General features: G+C 60.6%; 19 protein-coding genes and 2 tRNA genes. 13 read left to right on the top strand and 8 right to left on the bottom strand.

Annotated elements, in window-relative coordinates:
• Positions 1 to 398 precede the first annotated feature (398 nt).
• The gene (locus ACZ5B4_RS04020; RefSeq protein WP_464913150.1) at positions 399 to 2,291 is read left to right on the top strand and encodes a redoxin domain-containing protein; all 1,893 of its coding nucleotides are present in this window, start codon (positions 399 to 401) and stop codon (positions 2,289 to 2,291) included.
• 639 nt (positions 2,292 to 2,930) lie between these two features.
• Positions 2,931 to 4,022, top strand: coding sequence for a ThuA domain-containing protein (locus tag ACZ5B4_RS04025; RefSeq protein WP_464913151.1), 1,092 nt, complete (start codon positions 2,931 to 2,933; stop codon positions 4,020 to 4,022).
• Between the two features lie 134 nt (positions 4,023 to 4,156).
• On the opposite strand, the gene nrdR is transcribed toward ACZ5B4_RS04025, so the two are convergent.
• Together nrdR and ACZ5B4_RS04035 are read right to left on the bottom strand one after the other, a co-directional pair.
• Positions 4,157 to 4,642 carry a transcriptional regulator NrdR gene (nrdR, locus tag ACZ5B4_RS04030; protein ID WP_464913152.1) on the bottom strand — a complete coding sequence of 162 codons (486 nt, stop codon included), beginning with the start codon at positions 4,640 to 4,642 and terminating at the stop codon, positions 4,157 to 4,159.
• 103 nt (positions 4,643 to 4,745) lie between these two features.
• Positions 4,746 to 5,156 carry a DUF309 domain-containing protein gene (locus ACZ5B4_RS04035; RefSeq protein WP_464913153.1) on the bottom strand — a complete coding sequence of 137 codons (411 nt, stop codon included), beginning with the start codon at positions 5,154 to 5,156 and terminating at the stop codon, positions 4,746 to 4,748.
• 276 nt (positions 5,157 to 5,432) lie between these two features.
• On the opposite strand from ACZ5B4_RS04035, the gene nth reads away from it, so the two are divergent.
• From nth to ACZ5B4_RS04060, 5 genes are all read left to right on the top strand, one after another.
• Positions 5,433 to 6,200 (top strand): endonuclease III, encoded by a 768-nt coding sequence (gene nth, locus ACZ5B4_RS04040; protein ID WP_464913154.1) that lies wholly within the window; start codon positions 5,433 to 5,435, stop codon positions 6,198 to 6,200.
• Between the two features lie 109 nt (positions 6,201 to 6,309).
• The gene (dcd, locus tag ACZ5B4_RS04045) at positions 6,310 to 6,888 is read left to right on the top strand and encodes a dCTP deaminase (protein ID WP_464913155.1); all 579 of its coding nucleotides are present in this window, start codon (positions 6,310 to 6,312) and stop codon (positions 6,886 to 6,888) included.
• Positions 6,889 to 6,930: 42 nt separating this feature from the next.
• Positions 6,931 to 8,607, top strand: coding sequence for a glycosyltransferase family 39 protein (locus ACZ5B4_RS04050; RefSeq protein ID WP_464913156.1), 1,677 nt, complete (start codon positions 6,931 to 6,933; stop codon positions 8,605 to 8,607).
• A gap of 168 nt (positions 8,608 to 8,775) precedes the next feature.
• Positions 8,776 to 10,116 carry a Gfo/Idh/MocA family protein gene (locus ACZ5B4_RS04055; protein WP_464913157.1) on the top strand — a complete coding sequence of 447 codons (1,341 nt, stop codon included), beginning with the start codon at positions 8,776 to 8,778 and terminating at the stop codon, positions 10,114 to 10,116.
• Between the two features lie 161 nt (positions 10,117 to 10,277).
• On the top strand, positions 10,278 to 11,762 hold the full coding sequence (locus ACZ5B4_RS04060) for a hypothetical protein (protein WP_464913158.1): 1,485 nt from the start codon (positions 10,278 to 10,280) through the stop codon (positions 11,760 to 11,762).
• Positions 11,763 to 11,792: 30 nt separating this feature from the next.
• On the opposite strand, the gene ACZ5B4_RS04065 is transcribed toward ACZ5B4_RS04060, so the two are convergent.
• Entirely contained in the window at positions 11,793 to 12,617 is an 825-nt protein-coding gene (locus ACZ5B4_RS04065; protein WP_464913159.1) for a hypothetical protein, read from the bottom strand.
• A 224-nt stretch (positions 12,618 to 12,841) separates the two neighbouring features.
• Between ACZ5B4_RS04065 and ACZ5B4_RS04070 the strand changes: the two genes are divergently transcribed.
• From ACZ5B4_RS04070 to ACZ5B4_RS04085, 4 genes are all read left to right on the top strand, one after another.
• Positions 12,842 to 13,783 (top strand): sugar phosphate isomerase/epimerase family protein, encoded by a 942-nt coding sequence (locus ACZ5B4_RS04070; protein ID WP_464913160.1) that lies wholly within the window; start codon positions 12,842 to 12,844, stop codon positions 13,781 to 13,783.
• A 537-nt stretch (positions 13,784 to 14,320) separates the two neighbouring features.
• Positions 14,321 to 15,043, top strand: coding sequence for an NAD(P)H-hydrate epimerase (locus ACZ5B4_RS04075; protein ID WP_464913161.1), 723 nt, complete (start codon positions 14,321 to 14,323; stop codon positions 15,041 to 15,043).
• A 12-nt stretch (positions 15,044 to 15,055) separates the two neighbouring features.
• Positions 15,056 to 16,003: a GNAT family N-acetyltransferase gene (locus tag ACZ5B4_RS04080; protein WP_464913162.1), complete on the top strand. Its 948-nt coding sequence runs from the start codon at positions 15,056 to 15,058 to the stop codon at positions 16,001 to 16,003.
• A gap of 467 nt (positions 16,004 to 16,470) precedes the next feature.
• Positions 16,471 to 18,411 carry a DnaA ATPase domain-containing protein gene (locus ACZ5B4_RS04085; RefSeq protein ID WP_464913163.1) on the top strand — a complete coding sequence of 647 codons (1,941 nt, stop codon included), beginning with the start codon at positions 16,471 to 16,473 and terminating at the stop codon, positions 18,409 to 18,411.
• A gap of 145 nt (positions 18,412 to 18,556) precedes the next feature.
• Here ACZ5B4_RS04085 and ACZ5B4_RS04090 read toward each other — a convergent pair whose 3' ends face one another.
• The 4 genes from ACZ5B4_RS04090 to ACZ5B4_RS04105 all read right to left on the bottom strand — a co-directional run bounded on the left by ACZ5B4_RS04090 (position 18,557) and on the right by ACZ5B4_RS04105 (position 23,340).
• Positions 18,557 to 19,909 carry a Gfo/Idh/MocA family oxidoreductase gene (locus ACZ5B4_RS04090; RefSeq protein ID WP_464913164.1) on the bottom strand — a complete coding sequence of 451 codons (1,353 nt, stop codon included), beginning with the start codon at positions 19,907 to 19,909 and terminating at the stop codon, positions 18,557 to 18,559.
• Between the two features lie 170 nt (positions 19,910 to 20,079).
• Entirely contained in the window at positions 20,080 to 21,138 is a 1,059-nt protein-coding gene (locus ACZ5B4_RS04095; RefSeq protein ID WP_464913165.1) for a DUF1570 domain-containing protein, read from the bottom strand.
• A 174-nt stretch (positions 21,139 to 21,312) separates the two neighbouring features.
• A complete protein-coding gene (locus ACZ5B4_RS04100) occupies positions 21,313 to 22,704 on the bottom strand; it encodes an SPFH domain-containing protein (RefSeq protein ID WP_464913166.1) in 1,392 nt (463 codons plus the stop codon).
• 126 nt (positions 22,705 to 22,830) lie between these two features.
• Entirely contained in the window at positions 22,831 to 23,340 is a 510-nt protein-coding gene (locus ACZ5B4_RS04105) for a hypothetical protein (RefSeq protein ID WP_464913167.1), read from the bottom strand.
• A 270-nt stretch (positions 23,341 to 23,610) separates the two neighbouring features.
• On the opposite strand from ACZ5B4_RS04105, the gene ACZ5B4_RS04110 reads away from it, so the two are divergent.
• Both ACZ5B4_RS04110 and ACZ5B4_RS04115 read left to right on the top strand, forming a co-directional pair.
• Positions 23,611 to 23,682 (top strand) — tRNA-Gly (locus ACZ5B4_RS04110).
• Positions 23,683 to 23,736: 54 nt separating this feature from the next.
• Positions 23,737 to 23,809 (top strand) — tRNA-Ala (locus ACZ5B4_RS04115).
• A 67-nt stretch (positions 23,810 to 23,876) separates the two neighbouring features.
• Here ACZ5B4_RS04115 and ACZ5B4_RS04120 read toward each other — a convergent pair.
• Positions 23,877 to 25,073, bottom strand: a complete 1,197-nt coding sequence (locus ACZ5B4_RS04120) for a tyrosine-type recombinase/integrase (protein ID WP_464913168.1) — start codon at positions 25,071 to 25,073, stop codon at positions 23,877 to 23,879.
• Between the last annotated feature and the right edge of the window lie 5 nt (positions 25,074 to 25,078).

The raw sequence follows: 25,078 nt of genomic DNA on the forward strand, positions 1-25,078 counted from the left end.
ACGAGTTCGATATGTCAAATCTAGCCTATGTTCTCTAATTTCGCTACCGTCCGGTCTCTCGCCGGCCCGACATGCGATTTGGAGATTCTGCCGAGTTGGGCGAAACACAGTTAATTCCAACCTGTCGGAACTGCTATTGTAGCTTGTTCTGCCGCCTTGTAAAGTCGGGGACGGTCGTCCTACGTCAGCGGAACCCGCGCAGGCGTGGTCCGGCCGGAATGGTGACGGCCATGCCAGGTTTTTGGTGGGCTTGGCGTCGCACGCGGCTGCCTCAAATTCGGGGTACTATGAGACGACGCTGCGGAGTTTGGGAAGCCGCTGCCCGGCGACGGAGACAGGGTAGTCCTTGCGAAGGCAAGGCGATAGGGAAATCGGCTCGGCACGGAGGAGTGTCATCGATGTTGCTGCGATTCTGGATGCTTTACGCGTTTACGACGGCCGTTTGGATGGCTACAAGCACGATGGCCGCCCCCCCACCCGTGGAGCAGACCTTGCTGTTTAAGCCGGTGCAAAAGGGGGTCGTCATCGACACTCCGACGGGCGACGAGTTGGCCCAATGCAAGGTCGAGGCGGAAAAGATCGGTCAAGCTACCGGCTGGACGGTGAAAGACGGTAAGGGGTTCGTGCTCCGCCGTTTTCTGGACACCAATGGAGACAATAAGGTCGATTCATGGTGCTATTTTCAGGGAGGCCTGGAGGTCTACCGCGACATCGACTCCAACGGAAACGGCAAGGTGGATCAAAGCCGGTGGTTGAATACCGGAGGCAGTCGCTGGGGCGTGGACGCCAATGAGGACGGCGTCATCGATCAATGGCGGCAAATCTCGGCTGAGGAAGTGGCGGAGGAGGCCGTGGCGGCCTTTCTCACGAAGGACGTGCCGCGATTTCGGGCATTGCTGGCGACTCCGGCGGAACTGAATACGTTGGAATTGGGGCCGGCGTATACGCGAGAAATCACCGAATTGCTGAAGACCGCGGAGAATCGTTTCGCCGAGAATGCCGCGAAAGCTCCCGCCGTGGGGGCGCTGAAATGGATTCAATTCGCCGGTCATCGGCCGGGGGTGGTGCCGGCGGGGACCGCGGATCTGACCCGCGACATCGTGGTCTATGACAATGCGGTGGCCTTTGCGGAGTCGCAACAAGGCACGATCCAAGTTTTTCTGGGGGCGATGATCCAAGTGGGAAATGCTTGGCGGCTGGTCGATGCCCCGTTCGTGTTGGACGAGAATGCGGCCGATTCCTTGGCGGGCGGGCTGTTCTTCCGGCCGCCCACTCCGGTCGTTCCCACGTCGCCGGCTGAGGGCGCTCCCAGCGAAGAAATGCAGAAATTGCTGGCCGACTTGGAAAGCTTGGAAAAGGCCCTGGCGGAGGCCAAATCGCTCGAAGAGCAGACCAACTTGAACGGCAAACGGGCGGATCTGCTCCAGGCACTTGCCGCGGCTGCAACGCGGCCCGAAGACCGCCTTACGTGGCTAAAGCAATTGGCGGATACGTTGAGCGCGACCGCCCAGGGCGGGACCTTTCCGGAGGGAGCGGCGAGGCTGAAGAGCCTGTACGAAGAAGTCGCGAAGGATCCTGCCCAAAAATCTCTCGCGGCGTACGTAAGGTTCCGCCAAATGGCTGCGGAATACGGCCTCAGCCTGCAAGCACCTAACGCAGATTATAACAAGGTCCTTACGGGTTGGATTGCCAATCTGGAGCAGTTTCTTAAAGACTTCCCCGATGCGCCGGATGCCCCCGAGGCGATCATGCAAATCGCCGTCGGCAAGGAATACCTGGGCGACGAGGAGGGGGCGCGACAGCAGTATCAGTTGTTGGCCACGCGATTTCCCGAAACGCCGGAAGGCATCCGTGCGCGCGGCGCGCTGAAGCGATTGACGATGGAGGGCCAAGTTCTGGATTTCAAAGGAAGAGACCCGCAAGGCGGCACGGTGGACATTGCCGGCTACCGCGGCAAGGCGGTCGTCATCCAGTACTGGGCCAGTTGGTGCGAGCCTTGTAAGGCCGAGATGGCGATCCTGAAGGACCTCCTCTCTCGCTACGGCAGTCAACTAGCGGTGGTGGGTGTGAATGTCGATACGGATGCGGCGGACATGACCGCGTATCTCCGAGACGCCAAGCTCCCGTGGCCGCAGATTCGTGAGGAAGGTGGTATGGAAAGCAGGCCGGCCTTGGAGTTGGGAATATTGACGGTTCCCACTACCATTCTCTTGGACGGCCAAGGACGCGTAGTGGACCGTAGCGTGGTGGCGACGGAATTAGAAGCGAAACTCAAGCAAATCATTCGCTAAGTCCTGCCGATACACTGAGACCGCGCAGCTGAAGCGTCGGTCCGCAATCGTTCGCGCGTGACGCCGCGTCATTGGAAACGCGGCGTCTTCTTTTTTTTGCGAGACACCGAGCTCCGCTCGAGCGGAACCCGAGGGGACGTCCTCAGGCGATCGCAAACAGGGAAGAGCTCCGGGTTGGAGAGGGGAGATCATTGCGGCCGGTCGCCGGTGTTTCGCCTCGGCCGACACCCGGACGGATGCCGGGACGGATGAATCAAGCGGGAAGGCCTCGCGTACGCTCGCAGGGAACGAGCGATTCCGACCGCGAAATTTGAAAACCGAGTTTTAAAAATTTGAAAAACGAGTTTTACCCAATTAGACTAAGCGCGTAAAAGGTGGGTTATCCGGGGCTTTTTGGGGGCTTCTTTTCGGGCATGGCGGCTTGTCTTTCGCCGAGGGTATGGGGTGGCGAATGACCGTCAATCGAAATCGGTCGCAATTGTGTGCGGCCTTCTTTCCGTCGACTCCATGCGAGACTTTCCAGGGGAGGTGTGATCGGTTGGCCGAGAAACGTCGCCGAAGGTCTCGGCCGTACGTCGTTGAGAAACGGTGGTGCGGTTCCGCCATGCGTTTCTCGGGCTTCAAAACAGGGGGCATGTCATGGGAGCTCGATCCTCAAGGGGAAAAAAGGGGCACTTGGGATTGATTTGGGGTACGGCGCTGCGAGCCGCGGGGCTCGCACTGGTGCTCATGTCGCGGGTGGCCGCGGAGCCGTCGGACCCCGCCGTCGCCGAGGCGTTGAATCCGCCGGATTTCTTGACCGTCGACTCGTTGCCGGAGGAACAGCGCATTCGGCTGCGAGATGCCGTGGCCTACCAGATATCCATGGGGCGTTCACCGGATGTGGCAGTCCGTGAGATCAAGGCTCTTGATTCGTTTCCAAGGGAATGGTCCGAGCCTCAATTGGCTGCTCTCGTTGGGGGGATGTATCAGCGGCTGACGGCTCCGCCGCAGACGCCGTCGCGGCGTCCCCGGGCGCTGGCCTTGATCGGTGACCGCTATCACGATCCGGCCTACATTCGACCGCCGCTGGAGGATGCCATGGAAAGGGCGGGGGTGGCGGTAGCGTTTCTGTACGACGTTCGGCATCTTATGCCGCGGGTCGTGTTTCAATACGATTTGCTGATCATCCTGCGGGATGGAATGCTTTGGCCCGATCCCCAGCCGAATGGATCCTTCGGCAAAGCCGTCTTCTGGTTGACGGAAGAGCAAGAGATGACCGTCGCCTCGTTCGTATGGGGCGGCGGCGGATTCCTTGCGCTGCACAACGCAACGGCCTTGAAGGCCCTGGACGCAAAGGAGTCGCTCTACCTTCGCGTGCTGGGTGCGAGTTATGCGGGCCACGGGCCGGCCCAAGAAAGCTATTACGTTCGCGTCCTGAACGGCTTGCATCCCGTAACGGCGGGAGTCCATGACTATTTCGTGGAGGACGAGCGCCACTGGCCGCGCTTGCATGTTTCCGACGCCCTCGTCTTGCTGGAGTCCGCCTCGGGGGAACAGACTTCCTTGCACGGTTTTGTTCGCACGTTTGGTTTGGGCAGGGTGTGCTACCTCGCCAATGGACACAACCGACGTGTTTTGGAAAGCGATGCCATGCAACGGATGCTCCGCAATGCCGCTCGCTGGTGCCTCGAGCCGCGGTTGGATGCCGTGGCTCAGGATGTGGCGAGCGCGGAGGATTTGCGACAGTAGCCGTCGCAAGGGTGTCGCCTCATGGCTCCGCGAGAGTGTCGCATGGACGTAGGGCGCAGACTTGCCATCGTTACTCGTGCGTCCCGATGACGGCCGAGCACCCGGGGTTTAGCGGAAACGAGAGGTTTGCAACTTCACTCCGGCATGACGGGCGGCAACAGATCGTCGTCGCGTCGCAACATGGGACGGAGCTCCTCGACGAAGTCCACGGCGTCTTCAAAGCGCCGGTAAACACTGGCAAATCGCACATAGGCAACCTGGTCCAGCCGTCGAAGGTACTGCATCGCCAACTCCCCGATGTGGCGGCTCTCCACCTCGGATTCGAAGTCGGTCTCAAGCTCCTGCTCGATCTGATTGACGATTTGTTCCAACTTGGCGTCGCTGACGGGCCGTTTCCAGCAGGCCTTTTCCAGGCCGGACTTGAGCTTGTTTCTGTCGAAGGGTACTCGGGTTCCGTCCCGCTTGACCACTTTGAGCGGGCGGCGCTCCAATCGCTCGTAGGTTGTGAACCGTCGCCCGCAATAATTGCACTCTCGGCGGCGGCGAATCGCCGTACCGTCCTCCACCACGCGACTGTCGATCACATGATCGTCGTCATGTTTGCAGTACGGGCATTTCATCGGCAGGATCCCTCCGTGTCAGCGATTCCGCTCTGCGGCTTTATCCATCAGTATGCCGTTCCGGTTCCGAGTTCGCCTAGCGGCCGCCGTCATCGGTCGCAGTTTATTCCGGGCATGGCTGGATTTCCAATTTCGGCAACGGCAGGGCCAGCCACTCGTGCCGGGTCAGGCAGCGCTTGGCTGCGGGGGTTCGGGATCGAATCATCTCCGTCCCCAGCATTACGCAACGGCCCGCGAGGTCCAGCAGCACCCGGCAATCGATCCCGTGATACGGGGACGGCAAATCCGCGAGATGGACCTCGGCACGCTCCATCAGACTTCGGGCGCCGGACGGATTTCCACGACTGAGGTGGTGCAGGGCCACCGAAACCTGTATCAGGCCCTGCAAAAACTCTCGCTGGGGACCGTTCGAGGCGATCCAAACGGATTCCCAAATCTCATGGGCCTCGAAGTATTCTCCGCGATTGAAGGCGGCGATTCCGCGCTCAAATTCCCTCCGCTGCTCTTCGGTCATTCAGACGCTCTTCCAAACTGGGCGGCGACGATCACGGGAGCCTATCGACGGCGGCCTTGGCATGCACTTCCTTCGCACTTCCCTCAAACCATCCTATTCGTGCCCCCGGGTGCGGCCAAGACCTGCTTGGGATTCAGGCGGTACCGTGCCTTTCCGGAACCTGTTGCCGGGCAGGGACTTGTCTCGCCGGCTTGACAGCGGTATTCGCCAAGGTAACAATCCTGCTTTTGGCACGCGGAGACGTTGTCCGAAAACACTCCTCGATACGAAAGTGCAATGTCGCCGAAATCGCGCACGCCGGAAATCTTGTCGATTCTGAACGCGGAATACCCCGACGCCTCATGTTCGCTGGACTTTCGGTCTCCCTTGGAGCTTCTCATCGCCACGATTCTGTCGGCTCAGTGCACCGATGAGCGCGTCAACCAGGTCACGAAGTCCTTGTTCAAAAAGTATCGGACGGCGCGGGACTATGCCTCGGCCCCCCTGTCCGAATTGGAAAAGGACATCCAGAGCACCGGTTTCTTTCGCAATAAGGCCAAAAGCATCCGGGCATGCTGCGAGCGACTGGATCGGGAGTTCGGCGGAAAAATCCCGCCGGAGATGGACGTCTTGGTTGAGCTTCCGGGCGTCGGCCGGAAGACGGCGAACGTGGTGTTGGGAACGGCGTTCGGCATCCCATCGGGTATTGTGGTGGACACGCACGTCGCCCGGATCAGTCGCCGGCTCGGACTTACCAAGCACAGCGATCCCGTCAAGATCGAGCAGGACTTGATGGCGATCATCCCGCAACCGGAGTGGATCGCCTTCAGCCATCGCATGATCAAGCACGGCCGCCGGTATTGTCAAGCGAAAAAGCCGAAGTGCCGGGAGTGCCCGTTGGAGAACGTGTGCCCCAAGATCGGGGTCGCGGAAGAGGTTGACGCCCAGATCCCGGGGGCAGGCTCGCGGTCGCCCGGCCGGCGGGGACGATCCAAGCCGGCGACTTCCCCGGGGCCGCACGCCCGAGGCGCGGGGAGTCGCGGAAAAGACCAAGGCAAGCGATAATAGGTTGGTTGCCTACGGCCCCGGTGGGCTTCGTCTCCGGTCGGGCGATAGGTTGGGGACGCTCTCCGTTTCACACCGCTTTTCCACAAGCCTTGGTCTGGAAAACGCCATGATCCTTTCCGGCAAAGAGATCCTCGCGAATTTGGGCGGCAAGATCATCATTGATCCGTTTCGAGAAGAACATCTCAATTCCAACAGCTACGATCTGACGCTGCACCACGAGCTTTTGCTGTACGAGGAAGTGGTGCTCGACATGCGAAAACCGAATCGCGTCCGCCGCCTCGTCATTCCGGAGGACGGATTGGTACTCACTCCGAACCAACTTTACCTCGGGCGAACTGTTGAGCGGACCGAAACCTATGATCTGGTTCCCATGATCGAGGGCCGATCGTCGATCGGGCGACTGGGGTTGTTCGTGCATGTCACGGCGGGGTTCGGCGATGTCGGCTTCCGCGGCTTTTGGACGCTGGAAATGTTCGCCGTGCAACCGGTCCGAATCTATCCGGGCGTGCCCATCTGCCAGATTTTCTACCATGAGATTCGGGGTGAATACGAAGAGTACCGCAACGGTAAGTATCAAGATAACAAAGACATCCAGCCCAGTCTGCTTTTCCAAGAGCTGAACCCCGGCCTTCGTCGACGTCCTCGCGCGCGACTGCCGTTCGGAATCGAGGAATCGCACGGTTAGAACGAATAACCGGCTCGTGCCGGTCGCGTTTGGGAGCAGAACATGCAGACTCCGCCCGCGGAAAAAGCCGCTCGGCTTCCCGTTTTTCTGGCATTGGGGATCATTGCCGCGGCGTTCGCCCTGGCGGATATCGCGCCGGACCGGACCGGACCGGGCGTCACTTGCGACGAGCTTTATCACATCGGCTACGGAAAACGGTTGGTGGCGTCCGCGTTGATCTCGGGATTCTGGACGACCAATGCCGACCGGATTCGCGAGACCTACTCATGGACGGCGAGCGGGCCGCCCGTTCACCCACCGCTCGGAAACTGGATTCTCGGTTGGACGCACTGGGTCTTCGATCCCGAGCCGCTTGATCTCACCGTGTTGGCCATTACTCCCGCACGGTTCGCGACGGCCTTGGGCCTCGGCGTCTTGGTTTTTCTGGTCGGTTGGTTTACGGCGGTAAGACAAGGCATCGCGGCGGGGGCTGCGGCCGCACTTGCCGTGGTGCTCATGCCTCGTTTGTTCGGGCACGCCCATTTGGCGACGCTCGACCTGTTTACCGCCCTTGCTTGCGCCGCCGCCGTAACAGCCGTCGGAGAGGCCCAACGACGCGGCGATTCCTTGCTTTGGTATGCCTTGGCGGGAGGGGTATGGGGCCTGGCCATGCTGACTCGATTCCACGGGTTGCTCGTCGGCATCCCCACCGGCATCTGGATCCTTTGGGCCGCCGAGCGCCGGAGATGGACAGCCTTCGTCCTCTGGCTGATCACCGGGCTGATGGTGTTCTTCTTGGGCTGGCCCTGGCTCTGGCTCGATCCGCTTCGTAACCTCCGTTTGTACGTCATCGGATCGACCCTGCGGACCTCCATTCACTCTTTCTATTGGGGACGGACTTGGAACGACGTCGCGGTCCCTTGGCATTACCCTTGGGTCATATTTGCCGTGACGATCCCCCTTGGTCTGTTGCTGTTGGGCGCCCTGGGAGTTCGGGGGGCGTTTCTGCGGCGCGCCGGGCTTCCGGAGCCTGAGAAATCCACCTCGCACGAGAACGGCACAAGCAGCGAGTATGAGGCGAGCGTCTCCCGCAGTTGGTGGCTGGTGTTGGGAACGATCGTGTTCTTTCTCGTCTTATTCTCAGCGCCGCGCGTACCGGTTTACGACGGGGAAAGGTTGCTGCTGCCGGTATTTCCACTTTGGGCGGTATTCGTGGGAATCGGGGCCAAGCGGCTCGTCGACCTTCCTATTGCAAGGTGGCGGAGCGTCCCGACATCCCGACGTTGGGCTATGGTTGCCGTCCTCCTCCTGTTGCAGGGCAGCGGTATTGTATGGTTCCGGCCCGCCTGGCTCAGCTATTACAACGCCTTGGTGGGCGGGTTATGGGGTGCCGAACGTCTAGGCTTCGAGGTCAGCTATTGGGGAGACGGCATTTCCGAGAACCTGTTGCGAACCGTCGCCGAGCGATGCCGGGAAGGCGAAGCTGTTGGTTTTGCCCCGAGTCTTGCTCCGTTTCAAGCGCCGGCCGTCGTGCTTGCTTCTCCTTCGCTGGCCGAAAAACAAGTGCGGTTGATCGGCTGGAACGGCGAAGAGCCTCGCCCCAAATGGTTGGTTCTCTATCATCGGCGCGCCGATCTCGACGGACTGCCGGCAACCCTTCTGGATCGTCCGCCCGACGCCGAAATCCGCAAGCAGGGCGTTTGGTTGGCACGCATCATCGCGCTGGCTGAGCCGGAGTGAACGGTGGGGATTTGCAATCGTGCGGCACGGGCTGTTGACGTGCGTACCGCGGCAGCGCATCATCATAGGCGTTGAAACCGGTACGCCCCCCGGAGGGTCGGCCAAACGACCCTTGATCGCCGGCGTGCGGCCGTTGTTCCCTACCACCCTCCTTGAAGGATCCCACCCATGAATCGTTCCCAAATCACCCGCCGTAACGCTTTGAAGTCGTCGGCCGCCGTTGCCGCTGCGATGGTCTTACCCGCCCGACTTGTTCGCGGATTCGAGGCCAACGAGAAAGTCCATCTTGCCGTTATCGCGGTGGGCGGTCGAGGCGGCGGCAACTTGAACGGCGTTGCGAACGAGAATATCGTGGCGATTTGCGACGTGGATCGGCGCCCTCTCGAGAATGCGAAGAGGCGCTTTCCTCAGGCGCGTGCCTATACCGACTACCGCAAGCTTTTGGATGAGGTCAAGGGGCTGGACGCCGTGGTGGTCAGTACACCGGACCACATGCACGCGCCGATTTGCGTTTCCGCCATGGACTTGGGGTTGCATTGCTACTGCGAGAAGCCGCTTACCCGCACCGTGGAAGAGGCTCGCCGCATGGCCGACTTGGCGGCCGCCAAGAAACTCGTGACCCATATGGGGACGCCGGGGCGAGGGGGAGAGGATACGGTTCGTACCGTGGAAATCATTCGGAGCGGTGCGTTGGGCGAGATCAAAGAGGTGCATTATTGGACGAATCGCCCCATCTGGCCGCAAGGCTTCGACCGTCCGGAAGGTGAGGAGGCCGTTCCCGGCTATCTCGACTGGGAGAATTGGTTGGGTGTCGCGCAACCTCGACCGTACCGCGAAAAATGGCCGGAGGGCCACCCCGTCTATCAACTCCCGCCGGAGCAGCGGCACGGCGGCATCGTCTATCACCCGTTTGTCTGGAGGGGCTGGTGGGACTTCGGGACCGGCGCGCTGGGCGATATCGCGCCCCACATGTGGCACTCGGCCTACTGGGGGTTGGATTTGGACGCTCCCCAGTCGGTGGAAGTCGTGGAGATGTCCGGTCCGGTGACGGAGATGTTTCCCTTGGCCTCGGTGTTGAAGTTCACATTTCCGGCCAAGGGTTCGCGACCGGCCGTGGATTTGTTCTGGTATGACGGAGGCAAGACGCCTTCCCCCGACCTCTTGGGCGTGGCTCAACCGCCCAGCGGCGGCGCCTTGTTGGTTGGTACCAAGGGTGCGCTAGGCGTAGGGCACAAGTCGGTGGGTGACTTCCCCGACGTCCCGAAGTCGCTGCGACGTTACGACGACATGTACACCGAATGGCTTCGTGGCATCCGACAGGGCAACCCGGATCAACCGAGTTGCCCCTTCAGTTACGCCGGCCCGCTTACGGAGGCCTATTTGCTCGGAAACCTGGCGCTGAAAATCGGCGGCAAGATCGAATGGGATGCTGCAACCCGATCCGTCAAGAATCATCCCGAACTGAATCAGTACCTCAAGCCCGAGTACCGTCAGGGTTGGGCGGTGTGAGTGCTTCGTTCGCGCGTCGATCATCATCGTGATCGTACTCGTACGACCATGATTCGTCCCACGGTGTCGGTCCGATCTCCGGATCGGTCTCGCGGCTTGAGATCGTGTGTGCGACGACTTTGCATTGTGCTGTGGTGACTTTTGGAGAAAGAGCAGTTCCCATGCCGGATCATTCTCGGAGAATCGCGGGCGGTATCGTTTGGTGCGCGGCAATCGTCGGTCTTGTCGCCTGGCAGCTCGGGGTGGCCGGGGCGGCTGAGAGAGACTCACCGATCGCACTGCACCCCGACAATCCCCATTACTTCCTTTGGCAAGGCAAACCGACGGTCCTTGTCACGTCCGGTGAGCATTACGGGGCCGTGTTGAACTTGGATTTCGATTTCGCCGCTTACTTGGAGACGTTGGCCGCAGACGGCCTGAATCATACCCGCACATTCTCGGGTACATACCGCGAGATTCCCGCCTCGTTCGGCATCACGGACAATCCGCTCGCACCGCGTCCCAATCGCTACATCGCACCTTGGGCGCGAAGCGATCAACCGGGATATTACGACGGCGGGAATAAGTTCGACCTGACCCGTTGGGACGATGCCTACTTTCGCCGCCTGCGGGAATTCCTCGCCACCGCCAAACGGCACGGGGTCGTCGTCGAGTTCAACCTGTTCTGCCCGTTCTACCACGATGATTTGTGGAAGGCCAATCCGATGAATGCCGCCAACAACGTCAACGGCATCGGCACGTGTCCGCGCGAGGAGGTTTACACGCTCAAGCACGACGATCTGACGCACGTGCAACTGGCATTTGTTCGTAAGGTCGTGCGAGAACTCAAGGATTTCGACAACCTCTACTATGAGGTCTGCAACGAACCGTATTTCGGCGGCGTCACGGAAGAATGGCAATGGAAGGTCGCGGACGTCATCGCCGAGACGGAACAATCCCTAGGTGTTACGCATCTCGTCTCCATGAACATTGCAAACGGTTCCAAGAAGGTGGAACGCCTTCATCCCGCCGTCAAGATTCTCAATTTTCATTATTGCGTTCCGCCGGTCGCGGTAGGGGAGAACTACCATTGGAACGTCGTGATCGGGGAGAATGAAACGGGCTTCCGGGGAAAGGACGATTTGCTGTATCGCAGCGAGGGTTGGGCCTTTATGCTGGCGGGCGGGGCACTGTACAACAACCTCGATTATTCGTTCACGCCCGGCCATCCGCGCGGCGATTTGACGGACTACTCTTCTCCCGGCGGCGGCAGCCCCGCGCTGCGAAAGCAGTTGGGCATTCTGAAACGATTTCTGGAAGATCTCGACTTCATCCACATGCGTCCCGCCCCGACTCTCGTGCGATCCGTAAGCCCTAAGCTATCGACGTACGCTCTGGCCGAAGAAGGGAGAACCTACGCCGTTTACCTGCATGTGCCGCTGCCGCACAAGCCGCAGAACCTGCCCGAACTGCGGCTATCGAACGTCCGAGCCTCGCTGGAACTCCAAGTGCCGTCGGGTTCGTACAGCGTGGTTTGGACCGACACCAAGTCGGGCAAACGGAGTCCGGAGCAACCGGCCGAAGCCGAGGCCGGAACGCTGCGCATCACCTCACCGGAATTCGATGACGATGTTGCCGTCGTCGTCAGGGCGAACCGGGGATTGTAACGACGGTGCGGCTGGAATCGCGCCGCATGATCACCGCGGCACGGGGATGTCGCGGCGCGCCAGCATGACGGTCGCCGCCACGTATCCCAGCAGACCGACGCTCAAGAGCGTGCCGTTATAACGCCACATCAGGCGTGCGGCCTGCTCGGGGACAAGAACCAGCAACTGCGGCTCGAACGCCGAAAGAAACGAGAGGTACGCCAGCCATGCGCCCGGTTCCCAAATCCGCGCCACCATCTTGATGATCGTGGCGACGATGAAGATTCCCGTTGCCAGCCAAATGGTCCTCCAGCGATTGTTGTCGGCGGCGGAGAGCGCGGCTGTGATGCCCGATAGGCAAATCGTCATGCAGACCAGGTTGACGACACCGGGAAAGAATGCTCCGGCGCTGATGTCTTTTCCCGAATCCATCACACGGACGCCCACGATCAACCCCAACCAAAGTGCCCCTACCAAGAGACAAGCTTGGCACGCCCAAACCACGGCGGGAATCCAAATCCAGTGAACTCGGCGAACGGGAACGGTTAGCAACACCTCCAAGGTGCCGTTTGCGATGCCGCCGCTAACCAGCTCGGAATTTCGGCCCACAGCCCAGCCCATCAGTATCAACAGCGGGACGATGTGGACGAAAACGACGCTGATGCGTCCCAAGGGGGACGCCAAGGCGCTCAAGGGAATGCCGATCAGTCGCACCGCGAAAGGCGGCAAGAAGTCCAGAAGTTTTACCCAAAGCTCCATATTGACGAGGCTATTGAGCCATACGAAGAGCCAGGCAAAACCGAAAAGGAGCAGGCAGCTGATCGCGAACTGAGAACGACCGTCCCAGATCGCCTTTTTCCAAATTGCCGGATTCATAGGTGCGTTGACGCCGTCCCTCCCCCACAATGGTTCAAACCATTCGTGCTTACGAATCATCCAATGTACGTAGGTTTCAAAAGGGAAACCAGACCTCGCCTTTGCGCACGCCGTTGCAAGTGCGACCGCCCTTGTTATGCTAATTCTAAACTGCGTTCACTCGGCCGACGAAGCCGAAGAATCGATCCGCCCGCGTAACCATTCTTGACCAGGAGCACCGCACCATGATTCGCGAAAACTTTCCATCGGCCGATTCGAACCGCGGACCTACCCGGCGGGAAATGCTGCGACGCGTTGCGGCAGGCGGTTTGGCGGCGGCCGGCGGCGCATGGTTGGCCGGGCCGGCCGGGGCGGAAGCCGGGCCGGCGACGGCCGGCACGTCCGATGGGCTGAAAAAGCTCGGCTGGATCCTCGGCTGCCAACATTATACGTTTCGCCGTTATCCTTTGTACGAAGCCGCTCCCATGATGGCTAAGCTCGGCTTTTCGGTGGTCGAGGGATGCTTCTTCTTGCCGCTGGACAAGGAGCAGCCGGGGCTGATCGTTAACGAGACGCTTTCTTCGGAAAAGCGAAGCGAATTGAAAGATCGGCTCCGTTCGCTAGGGTTAACGATGTCTAACTTCTACGGTGATGTCGGGGCGGATGAAGCCAAGAACCGCCAGATTTTCGAATTCGCCAAGATGATGGGGGTCGCAACCGTTGTGGCCGAGCCGCCGCCCGCCGCTTTCGGGATGCTTGACGAAATGACGGCGGAGTTCGGTATCGATCTGGCCGTCCACAATCATCCCAAGTCGCCCCAATCGCAATACTGGCACCCGAAGAATGTGCTGGAAGTCTGTCGCGGACGCAGTTCCCGGATCGGTGCGTGCTGCGACACCGGACATTGGGTGCGATCCGGCCTGGATCCGGTCGAGTGCCTCAAAATGATGGAGGGGCGAATCAAGACATTCCATTTGAAAGACGTCGCGGAATGGGGCGTGCCGGAGGCGCGCGACGTGCCGCTCGGGCAGGGCAAAGCCAAATATGCCGACGTCTTGGCCGAGCTGCGCCGACAAGGCTTTCGCGGTGTGTTGAGCGTAGAATACGAACACGATTCGGAAAACCTCGAGGCTGAGGTAGCCGAATGCCTCGCCTTCGTGACTCGTTGGGCTGACGAGAACGCTTGACCCAGAATCCATCGCTTGGCCGATCCCGTGGAAAATGGCGTTTCGTCGAGGACACTCGTTCGGCGGTGGCGCCAGGTTTTTCTTGCGGCAACCAATTTTGCCGAACCGGGTTCGCCTTCGTCGGTGGGGCATGCCTGCCGTGTCTTCGCGCCGCGCGGCGGCGCAACAAAGCGATGTCACGGCGAATCGACGAGAGACGCCGCTCCGTCCCGCGCAGCGAATAGCAAGGCGGTTTGGCGAGCCAATTTCGCGGTGTCCGCGTTGCCCGGGCGATACCGCTGCCTACGGCGAGAGAAGCTTCCAGCCTCTACGGCGTCCGGAATCCGGTCCCCAACTGTCTCTCGCATCCCGTGATGCCGGATCATTCCGGCAATCGGCCGCTTTTCCCATACCGTGCCCACGGAATCCGAGGTTTTCCCCCGGCCGCGTTCATGCGATACTTTGAGTTATGCCGCCGGTTGGGGACTTGATGACAGGAATCGGTTCGCTCGCGGGGGCTTTTGTGTTCCATTGGACCTATCCTGACCGGGCCATCCGATGAATGCAAAGATCGTACTCAGTCGCAAATGGATCCGTGAGGTCGATCGGCGCGCCGTCCATGAATATGGCATTCCCAGTATCGTTCTGATGGAAAACGCGGGTCGTGGAACGGCCGATCTGCTTTGTCGTATCGGTATTGACGGGGCGGTGTTGATACTGTGCGGGCGAGGTAACAACGCCGGCGACGGTTTTGTGATTGCGAGACACCTCGATCTGCGGGGGTTTCATCCCGAAGTAGTGCTTTGTACAACGCCCGATCAGCTCAAGGGCGATGCCCTGGTCAATTTCGAGATCGTTCGCAAGTCAGGGATTCGGATCCATGAGCTCACGTCTCCCATTTTCCAGCAACACCTGCCGGAAAGACTTGGGGCTGCCGACTGGGTTGTCGATGCCGTGTTGGGAACGGGTACGGTCGGGCCGGTTCGGCCGCCCTTCGACGAGGTCATTGCGATCTTGAACCGATCCGGTAAGAAGGTGCTGGCGGTAGACCTGCCGAGCGGCCTCGATTGTGACGGCGGTCCTACCGACGGACCAGTGGTCCGAGCGGACGTCACCGCAACTTTCGTGGCTTGGAAGCCGGGCTTCTTGGTAAAGGAAGCCGAGAATTATACGGGCGAGGTGCATGTGCTGGACATCGGCACACCGCGGATGCTGATCGAAGAAATCCTGCGCGAGTCCGCTGAAGATTCAAGCTTTGGGAAAGAGATACGATCTGAATGATGGAGGCGTCCGATGACAGATAACGGCCGATTTTCCGAAGACGCCTCCGACGCGGTTACGATCCATACCACCAAAGGCGAGCGGCTGGCTCGAGCCATCGAATTGATCTGCACCCAATATCCCGAGGAGCACCGAGCGGAGAATTTCCGTTTCCTTTCATCGCATTTGCGGAAGGCACCTCCCGGCACCAGCGGTGTGCTCCATGTCGAGAAGCACGGGCGCTTGGTGGCAGCCGTAATGTGGACCGTCTACCCGGGGAGAATCGCCATCCTGTCCGCTCCCGGCATCGAAACCAACGCGGACTTGCCCGTCGTCTCCACCATTTATCGCGCCATCGTAGAAAGGTTGCGGGCAACGACCACGGACCTGATTTTCACCAGCCTGCCTGACAAACAGAGCCCCTTTGTCGAGCCGCTCCAAGCGTCGGGATTCGAATACTTGACAGAGTTAGTGTACCTTGCGGCACTGAGCAGTGAGTTTCCGTCAGAGCCGCCTTCCACGCCATATCATTTTGTTTCTCCAAACCAGCTTTCCCAGTTTCGCTTTACAGAGATCGTCGAGGCAACTTACCAAGGGACGCTGGATTGTCCCCGGCTGAACGGCATGCGTCAAACGAGCGACGTGCTCGCCAGTTATCGCGCTACCAGCCCTTATTCGCCGGATCTTTGGTTCGCGGTGATGCGAGGCGATCGTCCCGTGGGATGCCTCATCCTGGCGGACCACACCGAGACGAATCAAATGGAGCTGGTATATATGGGGCTGATAACGAGCGAACGAGGCCGGAGTCGCGGTGCCGATTTGGTGCGGCAGGCTCAGTGGTTGTCCCACTGTCGCGGGCGCGACGCACTCTTGTTGGCGGTGGACATCGGCAATTACCCGGCGATCAAGACCTACCGGCGGTTCGGGTTTCGGCAACTGGAAGAGCGAGTCGTTTATCTTTGCTCGTTGCGCCGCGGCTGACCGCCGACGGAGGCTGCGAACCAAAACCGCAGATTCGCGGCAAATCGGGATCAGTAGTCTCCTTCTGCGTTGCAACCAGCGCCGAACCAACGGGTTGCGATCATGAAACCCCCGCGTCTCGAAGTCGGTGGGGTCATCCTCTCGACAATTCATCCCACGACCACGATTCATCTTGAGAGATAGCGGAGGAATCCGCTCTTTAGCGATGGAGGACTGTTTTCTGCCTATTCGCAGCGTGCCGGTGCGACCACAGAAGATTTCCCCTCACCGTCCCCGCGCGGGGCTTTGATTGCATTGCATGCACCGGTACAATCATGCTCATCGGGTGACACACGGGCGGGCCCCGGCGGTGACGCCGTCGCTCAGGCGCAACTCATCTTGCTGCGCAGGCCTGCCTCAGGAATTCGTGATTTCAGCCGAACGCTTTGCGTTAGCGCTGGATTTGCGCGCATCGGGAGCGGCAGACCGTGGCCAAGGACGATATGGACATCGTGTCGGCACTGCGGCAAGCAGTCGCCGACAGGGTCGGACGCGAGCGATTTCATCTCTGGTTCGGAGAGAGCGCTCAATTTCTGTGGGATGGCGTTCGCGTATTCGTCATCGTACCCAACCAATTCTATTTGGATTGGTTGCGAACCCGTTTTCGCAAGCACGTGGACGAAGGCTGTGCGGCGGTGCTGGGGTACTCTCCGGCCATCGACTTTCGACTTAAACCGCCCGCCAAGACGAACCCACGACCCAGCCTTTTCACCCAACCGGAGGTGCTGCGTGCCAATTTGAGAGTGGAGGGTTCTCCTCCTTCGGCAAGCCCGGAAGGGGGCTGGGAAGCGACCGCGGCAGCCGGGGAGAAAAGCCTGTGCGGCCGGACGCACGTGGATATGCGATCGGAGGGATCGCCCGCAACGTGCCTTTCCGGCGACGTTCCGATCGGTTCATCCCACAGCACGGACCTGACCGCGATCTTGCCCGAACCCCGTGACGTGATCTCCGTCTCGCAGAATGCGCAGGTCGACGAGGCTGATAATTCAGCAAGTCGCATGACGGCACGGACTGCCGAAGTTCGCGCCGCAACGATCCGCCGTGCCAATGGTGACGGCGTGCCGCGGGCCGGCGCCGGCGATGACCGACCGAATCGGCCGCCCTTTCAACCGACGTTGTTTTCCATGGACGAGGACTGTGTCGATGCAAATTCGGCGGCCGGCGCGTCGCGGGCGAAGGGAGCCGAACGGTCGCGAGAAGATCGGAAGGCCGAAAACCCGGCCAAGAATTTTGCGCCTCTCGCACCTGCAATCCTGACGTCTTGGGAAACGTCGCGGGCAGGATGCGAAGAGGAATCCCTATCGGCCTCGCGATCCAAAGCCGTCCGGCGCGGCCGGAGATTCGCCAATCTCCGCGATTTCGTCGTAGGTCCCTGCAATCAACTGGCTTTCGCCGCGGCGGAGACGGTGATCCAGCATCTCGGCGAGTATTCTCCGCTGACGATCTACGGACCGACGGGGACCGGCAAGACTCACTTGCTGGAAGGGGTTTGGTCCGCGGTCCGGCAACGCCATCGACATTTACCGGCCTTGTACCTGTCGGCAGAGCAGTTTACGAGTGCCTTCATCGACGCGGTCAAGGGTGGCGGCGTCGCGGCGCTCCGCATGAAGTACCGCGGGGTACGGCTTCTGATCTTGGACGATCTTCAGTTCTTTCGTGGCAAACGTCAGACGCAAATCGAGTTGCTGTACACCATCGACGCGTTGCTCAAGAACGGCAGTCAAGTGATCTGCGCCGCGGATCGCTCGCCGCAAGAGTTGGGCGAGTTGGGATCCGAGCTGATCAGTCGCTTACAAAGCGGAATGGTTTGCCGGCTGGATCCGCCGGACGCCTCGATGAGGATGGAGATCGTGTCCCGGGCGGCTCGGTCCGTGAACCTGAATCTCGCCGAGCCGGTGTGCCGTTGGCTATCGCAGAGGCTGGCCGGCGACGTGCGCCAATTAGCCGGTGCGGTTTGCCGATTGAAAGCGTTCGCCGGCACCTCCGGCGCGCCGATCGGCCGAAAGGAAGCCGAGGAAGTTTTGGCGGATCTCATGGCGTCCTCTTCCGGAGAGGTGCCGATCGAAGAGATTGAGCAAGCGATTTGCCGTACGCTCGGCCTGCCCGACAAGTCCCTCCACGCCGATACGAAGGATCGCCGAATCAGTGGGCCGCGGATGCTGGCCATGTGGCTGGCGAGGAAGTACACGCGGGCTCCCCTCAACGAGATCGGGCGCTACTTCGGTAAGAAGAGCCACGCCACCGTCATCGCTGCGCAGAAGCGCGTGGATCAGTGGTTGGCGGAGAACGCAGAATTGCGGGCGGATCGTCGCGCGTGGAAAGTGGCCGATGTCATCGAGGAGGTGCACCGGCAACTTCGCGTGGGCTGAACCGACTGCCTGTTTTCCTCACGCTCAGCGAACCGGTGTCGGCGCAAAAAAACCGCGGCAGCCTTTCGGGCCGCCGCGGTCGAGTTTTTGTTAGACCATTCGGGCGAGCGTCAACTCCCGCCGCGACGGTCGCCATGACGACCGATCACACGAACTTGGTGATGCCGGGAATGGCGACGGGGTAGCGTCCTTCGGCATCCGGCACGATCGGCGGCGTCGCGTTCCAATCATAGGACGACGGCGACAGGTTTTCCTCCGATTGGGTAGCCTGTTCCCACGTGATGCGCTGTCCGGTATAAGTCGCCATGCGGCCCATGATCGCCATCATTGTGCTGCGGGCCATGTAGATGCCGTTGTTGATCGGCTCTCCGGCGCGGATGGAGTGGAACAATGCTTGATGTTCCGCGACGTACATGTTCGTGTTTTCGCCCTTGTATTGCCACTTCTCGGGGCCGTCGATACGGAAGTCATTCAGGATGACGCCCAATCCCTTGGTGCCGAAGACGTGGTCGGTGGTGTCGTTCCAGCAGTTGGCGTGCTGACGGCAGAAGGAATAAACTCGGACGCCGTTGGCGTATTCGTAGCAGACGGCGTGGTGATCGTAGATGTTGCCGTACTTCGGCATCTCGGTACGAACTTGCCGGCCTCCCAAGCCCCAGGCGGCGGCGGGCGGTTCGTCGTGCATCACCCACAAGGCCTTGTCCAGGCTGTGGATATGTTGCTCGACGTTATGGTCTCCCGAAAGCCACGTGAAGCAATACCAATTACGGACCTGGAATTGCATTTCCGTAAGAGCGGGATCGCGCGGGCGCCCGCCGATGTGACCCGTATTGTAAGTCTCTTGTATCGTCACGATGTCGCCGATCGCTCCATCTTGGATCCGCTGGACGGTCTCGCGGGTGGCGTTGTGATACCGCCAGCACAGACCGGAAACGAGCGACAGACCCTTCTGCTTTGCGATCTCCGTGCTTTCCAGGACGGAACGATAGCCGGGGGCGTCGACGGCCACGGGTTTCTCGCAGAAGATGTGTTTGCCCGCATCCACGGCCGCCCGCAGATGCATCGGCCGAAAGTGCGGCGGTTCGCAAAGCAGAACGACGTCCACATCGCTTTGAATGGCCTTGACGTAGGCATCCAAACCGACGAACGTCGTGTCCGGCGTCACGTCCACGCGGTCCGCGTACTTCTCCTTCAAGGCGGCCAAGCTACTATTGAGCCGATCCTCGAAGGCGTCGGCCATCGCGGTCAGTCGAGTGCGCGGGTCGGCATCCATGGCATTCGCGGCGGCGCCGGTGCCTCGCCCGCCGCAACCGATCAGGGCGATTTTCAGGACCGGGTCCTCTCCGGCGGCGTGCGCTCCGCGAGCCAAGCTCAGGCCGGTCATCCCGATCGCCGCAGCCGCCCCCGTGGTGCGCAAGAAGTCTCGCCGTGAGGTGCCCTTCGCCGCGCGCGTCGGATTCCCGCCTTTACCTGCCATTTCGGATTGTCGCTTCTTCATCGTTCGTTCCTTCAACTGGGATGCAAAAGAACCTATGCCGCGAGATCCGGCAACGAACCGGATCCCTTCGATGGCGGACGTTGACATCTTAGGAAATGCAAGCCGGCGATGCAACCAAGGGACGGCTTGCAGAACCGATCGCCGGGCCGGGATGTCGGGAAGACCGCGAACTATTTCAGACGCGAGATGAAGCGGACGAAATCCGCATCCAACTTTTCCAAGTCGTCGTGCACCATGTCGCGAAAATCGCGAATCCGTTCTTCCGCATCGGCGTAGGCCAGCGGCGGCTTCGACGCGATGTGCTCCATGTAAGCGGTGAATTCTCGGGGACGTTGGAGCAATAGATAGTAGACCAGGGCCCAGCTCTCGGCGTAGGCATCCGTCGCGGTGTCGGTGTTTTGCAACCGCCGATCATCCTGGAGCAACGTGCGCAGCGAATCGGCGGGGCGACGCGAAAGATAACTGCGGAATTGAGCCAAGCGTGCGGTATTCACCAGACCCACGGACGTCACCGCCCGGCTCCCGCGGACGTCCGGCGTCTCGAAGAACATGGCCAAACCTTCGTTGAGCCATTGCGGCGTGTCGTTCCAGCGGCGAAGCAATCCGCAATTGTTGGCCAACTGGTGGGCGGCTTCGTGCACCACGGTTGCGATATTCTGCTGTACCTCGGGCCTCGCCAGCGATCGCGCCAATTCCAACGCCGAAACCGTTCCGCGTGAACCGGTCAAGTCGTAGGTGGTCACCAAATTCGTCTGCAAGTTGAAGTGTCCCTTGATCTGCGAGACCGCGGGCCCCACCTCTTCGCGGCAATGCTCAACGTATTGAGCCTGCGTCGCGAAGACGATGACGATCAAAGGGAATTGCGGCTCGGACACCTGAAACCCTCGCCGCGTGAAATAGTTGTTGAACGAGACGTACAGCCGTTCCAGCAGGCCGCCGCACCAGCGGACGTATTCGCGCGAGGCGTTGTGCAAAATCACGTAGTGGGACGTGCGGTGGACCTCAAAACCGTCGGGCAATCGGGACAACCATAGGGCCGCGGCCTCTTCCGCGGTCAAGGCGGTGAATGGCGATTCGTCGGTGCCTCGCGTCAAGATTTGGTCCGGCTGAATCGTGTGCAGTACCCCGTCTTGTCCGAGAAGAAGGACGCCCCCGTCCCGGCCTTCGGTCAGGATTTTGCCTCGAAGTTCCCGTTGGACGCCTTGCTCTTGAATGCGCAGCAAGTCCATCCCAACGGTCCGGCCGAACCCGAAAAAGCAGCATATCAGGGCAGGCAGCCACGGGAATCGGGAAGGGTACGGAACAACACCCCTTTGGTGGCGAGGAGTTTCGACTTGCAGCATGGTGCCTCCGTGACGCATGATTCCGTGCCGACGGCCGCCGCGCTTGCCGGGAGCGAACCGCTACAAAACGTCTTGCCCGGTGAGCCTTTGCTCGACGGCGTCCGCTTGCCAAGCAATGGCGGACAGGATTCTCAATACCTCAGCCGGCATCAACCCTTCCATCAAGACGTTGGCCTGGAGCACGATCATATCTTGCTCGCCGACTTTGTGGAAGGCGAAGGCGCCGTACAGAATCCGCGCGTTGTAACGCAACAGCGCCGCCGCGTTCTTCTCACCTGCCGGTCCGCAGACGCTCCAAAAACGCACGAATGCACCATGTTCTTGCGTCGGCTCGACAGGTTCCACGTACACGATCTGCTTGCGAAGCTCGCGCACCGGTAAGGTGATTCTCAACCCGGCCCCATAAGGTTCCACAACGTGCCCCGCCGCATCCGCCGTCGATTTTATCATGGCCAGAACGACCTCTTTATCGGACGGAGCGGGCGCCAATTCGACGGGCGGCTCCGGAATACCCGGAGCAGTCGCAGCAGTGGCAGGCGGCACTACCATCGCGCCGACGGGCGCCGATTGGCTCAGCGGCATCCCACTTGGAGTGGGGGCTCCGGCCGCTTCCCGCATCGCTTGCTGCATCATGCCGGGCATCATCATCCCGAAGCCTGCGCCATAACCCATTCCCATGGCTCCCGACGCCTCACCCCCTTTTTCCGCCATCTTGGTCAGACTCTGAGCCATCTGGTACTTCAAGAAGCTGTTCAAGTCGCCGACCGCCGCCATGCCGCTGCGGGTATCGATCATCCGTTGCACTTCATCCGGCGGGGTAATGGCGTTGATGAAGAAGTCCGTCAGCTCCAAGCCGTACTTGGTAAAATCCAGAGCCACCTTGGCCCGCGTTCCGGATGCGATCTCGTCGTATTTGGCGGGCAAATCCAAGAGGCTCATTTGGAGCGTGCCGAGCAGGTCGGTAAGCCGAGCAACGACCAAATCCTTCAAGAAGGCCGTGACCTCTTCGGTCGTGTACTTGCCCTGCGTCCCCACCAAGGTGTTGACCAGCACCTCGGCATCCCGCACCCGAAAGGAATACTTGCCGAAACTGCGGAGCCTCACCATGCCGAACTGGGGATCGCGAATCACGATCGGCTGTCGCGTTCCCCACTTTTGGTCGAGGAAGACCTGCTTTCCGATGAAGTAGACCGAACATTGAAAAGGAGATCTTTCCCACGGAATTGTCAACAGCCGCGTGATCAACGGCACATTGGCAGTCGTCAGCGTGTATCGTCCGGGGCCGAACCGGTCCAGGGCCTTGCCGTCGCGGAAAAAGATCGCCTCCTGATTCTCGTAGACGATCAATTGCGCGCCGACCTTGATGTCGGCCGTCCCCTCCGGCGGTATCCGCTGCACCAAAGATCGATTCGTCTCATCCAGAAACTGGATTACTTCCATTCGGATACCCATGGCCGTGCCGCCTTTCAGATCGCGGGTTCTGATCGTGCCTACCGCCGGTGAGGCAAGCGTAACTATATCGCCCTAATCGCCCATGGCGAGCCGAGTGGGCGAAGTTCGTGGAAACCCCCCCGGCAATCAGTCGATGCCTTCCAAAATCTTGGTTCGTTCGTCCCAGTCCCGCTGCAAATCGTCCAGCCCTTGTTCCACGTCGCGCAGTGGGTCGGACAGATCGGCCTGACATTGGGGGAGGTTTTCCACAAGGCTTGCCAAGCGATCCACCTTCGCCATCAAGGAGACGTCGTGTTGATAGATGCGGTCCAGTACGTCCGTGTCAATCCGTACCAGATCGAAGAAGCCGCTGTACCCTTCCATGGCGCCGCCGATGCGAGCCGAGAGATGATCGATTTTTGCCCGGACGGTATCGACTTTGGGCAAAACGTCGATGTTGCCGGACTCCACAATCAAGCCGGTCAAGTTGTCGAGAGATCTCTTGCACGTATCCATCCGCTGGAGGAGCCAGCGTCGTTGCAGGTCGTCGCTGTCGCGCCGGTACTCCTTTTCCAAGTACCCGCGGAAGCCGGGGATGTAACGGAGCATGGTTTCCAGCCAGTTCCGGTGTCGGGTGTGTTCGAGGGGTTCCGCCATTGCCGCTCTCCCTAATTCAGTAACACCGGCTTGACTTTGGAAACCAAGATGGTGTCCCGGCGCCGGGCCTGCTCCCGATCGCCCCGATCGGACGAACTCGACTCGGTGTAGCACGACGCCTTCATGATAGCAGATTGGCGCGCCCCGAACCAACGCGATTCGTTACCAATGAGGACAGGAGCCGGGAGACCCGAATCAATGACCCGCCAAGGCAATGAGGTTGACGGCGCTGTAGCAACCCCTTAAACTACAAAAAGTATGCTCAATCCTGCGGGAGTAGCTCAGGGGTAGAGCGCTAGCTTCCCAAGCTGGATGTCGCGGGTTCGAATCCCGTCTCCCGCTCTTGTAGCCCGTCATCATGGGTATTGCCGCTGGTAAGCGGCCGTTTGTTTATTTGGGGGTGTAGCTCAGCTGGGAGAGCGCCTGCTTTGCAAGCAGGAGGTCGCCGGTTCGAGTCCGGTCTCCTCCACTTTGCGCTTTTGCATCCCGTGTATCCGAAGCGCACCACGATGCACAAAGCCGCAATCCATCGGGGTTTACGTCAAGCCTTTCACCGTCGTGCAACAGGGTGCTTCCGCTTGCTGTGCCGTAAAATGTGCCAAGAGTGTGCCGGATTCTGTGCCGCGCCGGGCGGCTTGCCGGAAGGCCTCATCCGTCACGTCCACGTAGTGCCGCATGGCGATGACGGACGTGTTGCCCAGCCACTTCGCCGCCGTCGGTAGGGGGTACTGCCGGACGAGGTCGGTTTCGCATGACGCGCGGAGGCTGTGCCACAGCCTCGACCAGGGCTTCAGTCCGGCCCGCTTGATGATCTTCTCCAGGGTCGTCCGCAGATTGCAGTTACGCAGCCCGCGGGGACCCATCGCCCGTTGTCGCATACCGTCGGGGATGACGAACTCCGCCCCCTCGGGCGCCGTCTCGAAGGCCTCCGCAAGGGCTTGCCGAACGCGGGGAAAGAGGGGGACGGCCCGCGGACCGGTCTTGGGGGAATCGACGACGAAACGGTCCTCATCCCAAAGGATGTCCCGCCAACGTAAGGCGAAGGGTTCGCTCGGGGTCCGCAATCCGGCGTAGCGGGCCAGAACGAGCAGCAGTCGCCAAGTCGCATCGGGGCATTGCCGGATGACCCGCTCCACGTCCTCCACGGGGACGTAGGCCCGCCGCTCTTCCGGGCGACCCCCTTTGTGCGTGACGTGCTCGAAGGGGTTGGCGTCCAGTCGTCCTTGCCGGACGGCATCGCGGAAGAACAGCCGCACGTGCTGTAGCCTCTTCTGGATGGTGGTACCCCGCAATCCGCGCTCCACAAGGTGTTGCCGGAAGGCTTGGGCCTCGTCGCGGCCGATCTTCCGCAAAGGGGCGTCATTGCCGAAGAAGCCGATCAGATCATTGACGGACCGGCTCCAGGCATCCCGGCTCGTCGCCTTGTAGTGGCTCCGGGATTGCAGCCAGTCGGCCAGAAACTCGCCAAGGGTCTCGTTCTGCCGCCGTGGGACCAGTCCGGCCCGTGCCAGCCGGTCATGCAGCACGTCGTCGGTGCCGCCCAGCCATGTCGCCGTCGCCGCGGGCAAGGGAACACCGGCCCGCCGACAAGCCAGCACGGTTTCCACGTGGTGCTTGACCGTCTCAGCCAGCTTGACGGACATTTTGCCAAGGTGGATAGTCCGCCGCCGGCCGTCATCATCCACGAACAGGATGCGTTTTCCGCCGTTCGGGTCGCGTCCGATGGATGCCATGATTC

This window comes from Thermogutta hypogea (genome assembly GCF_055386265.1).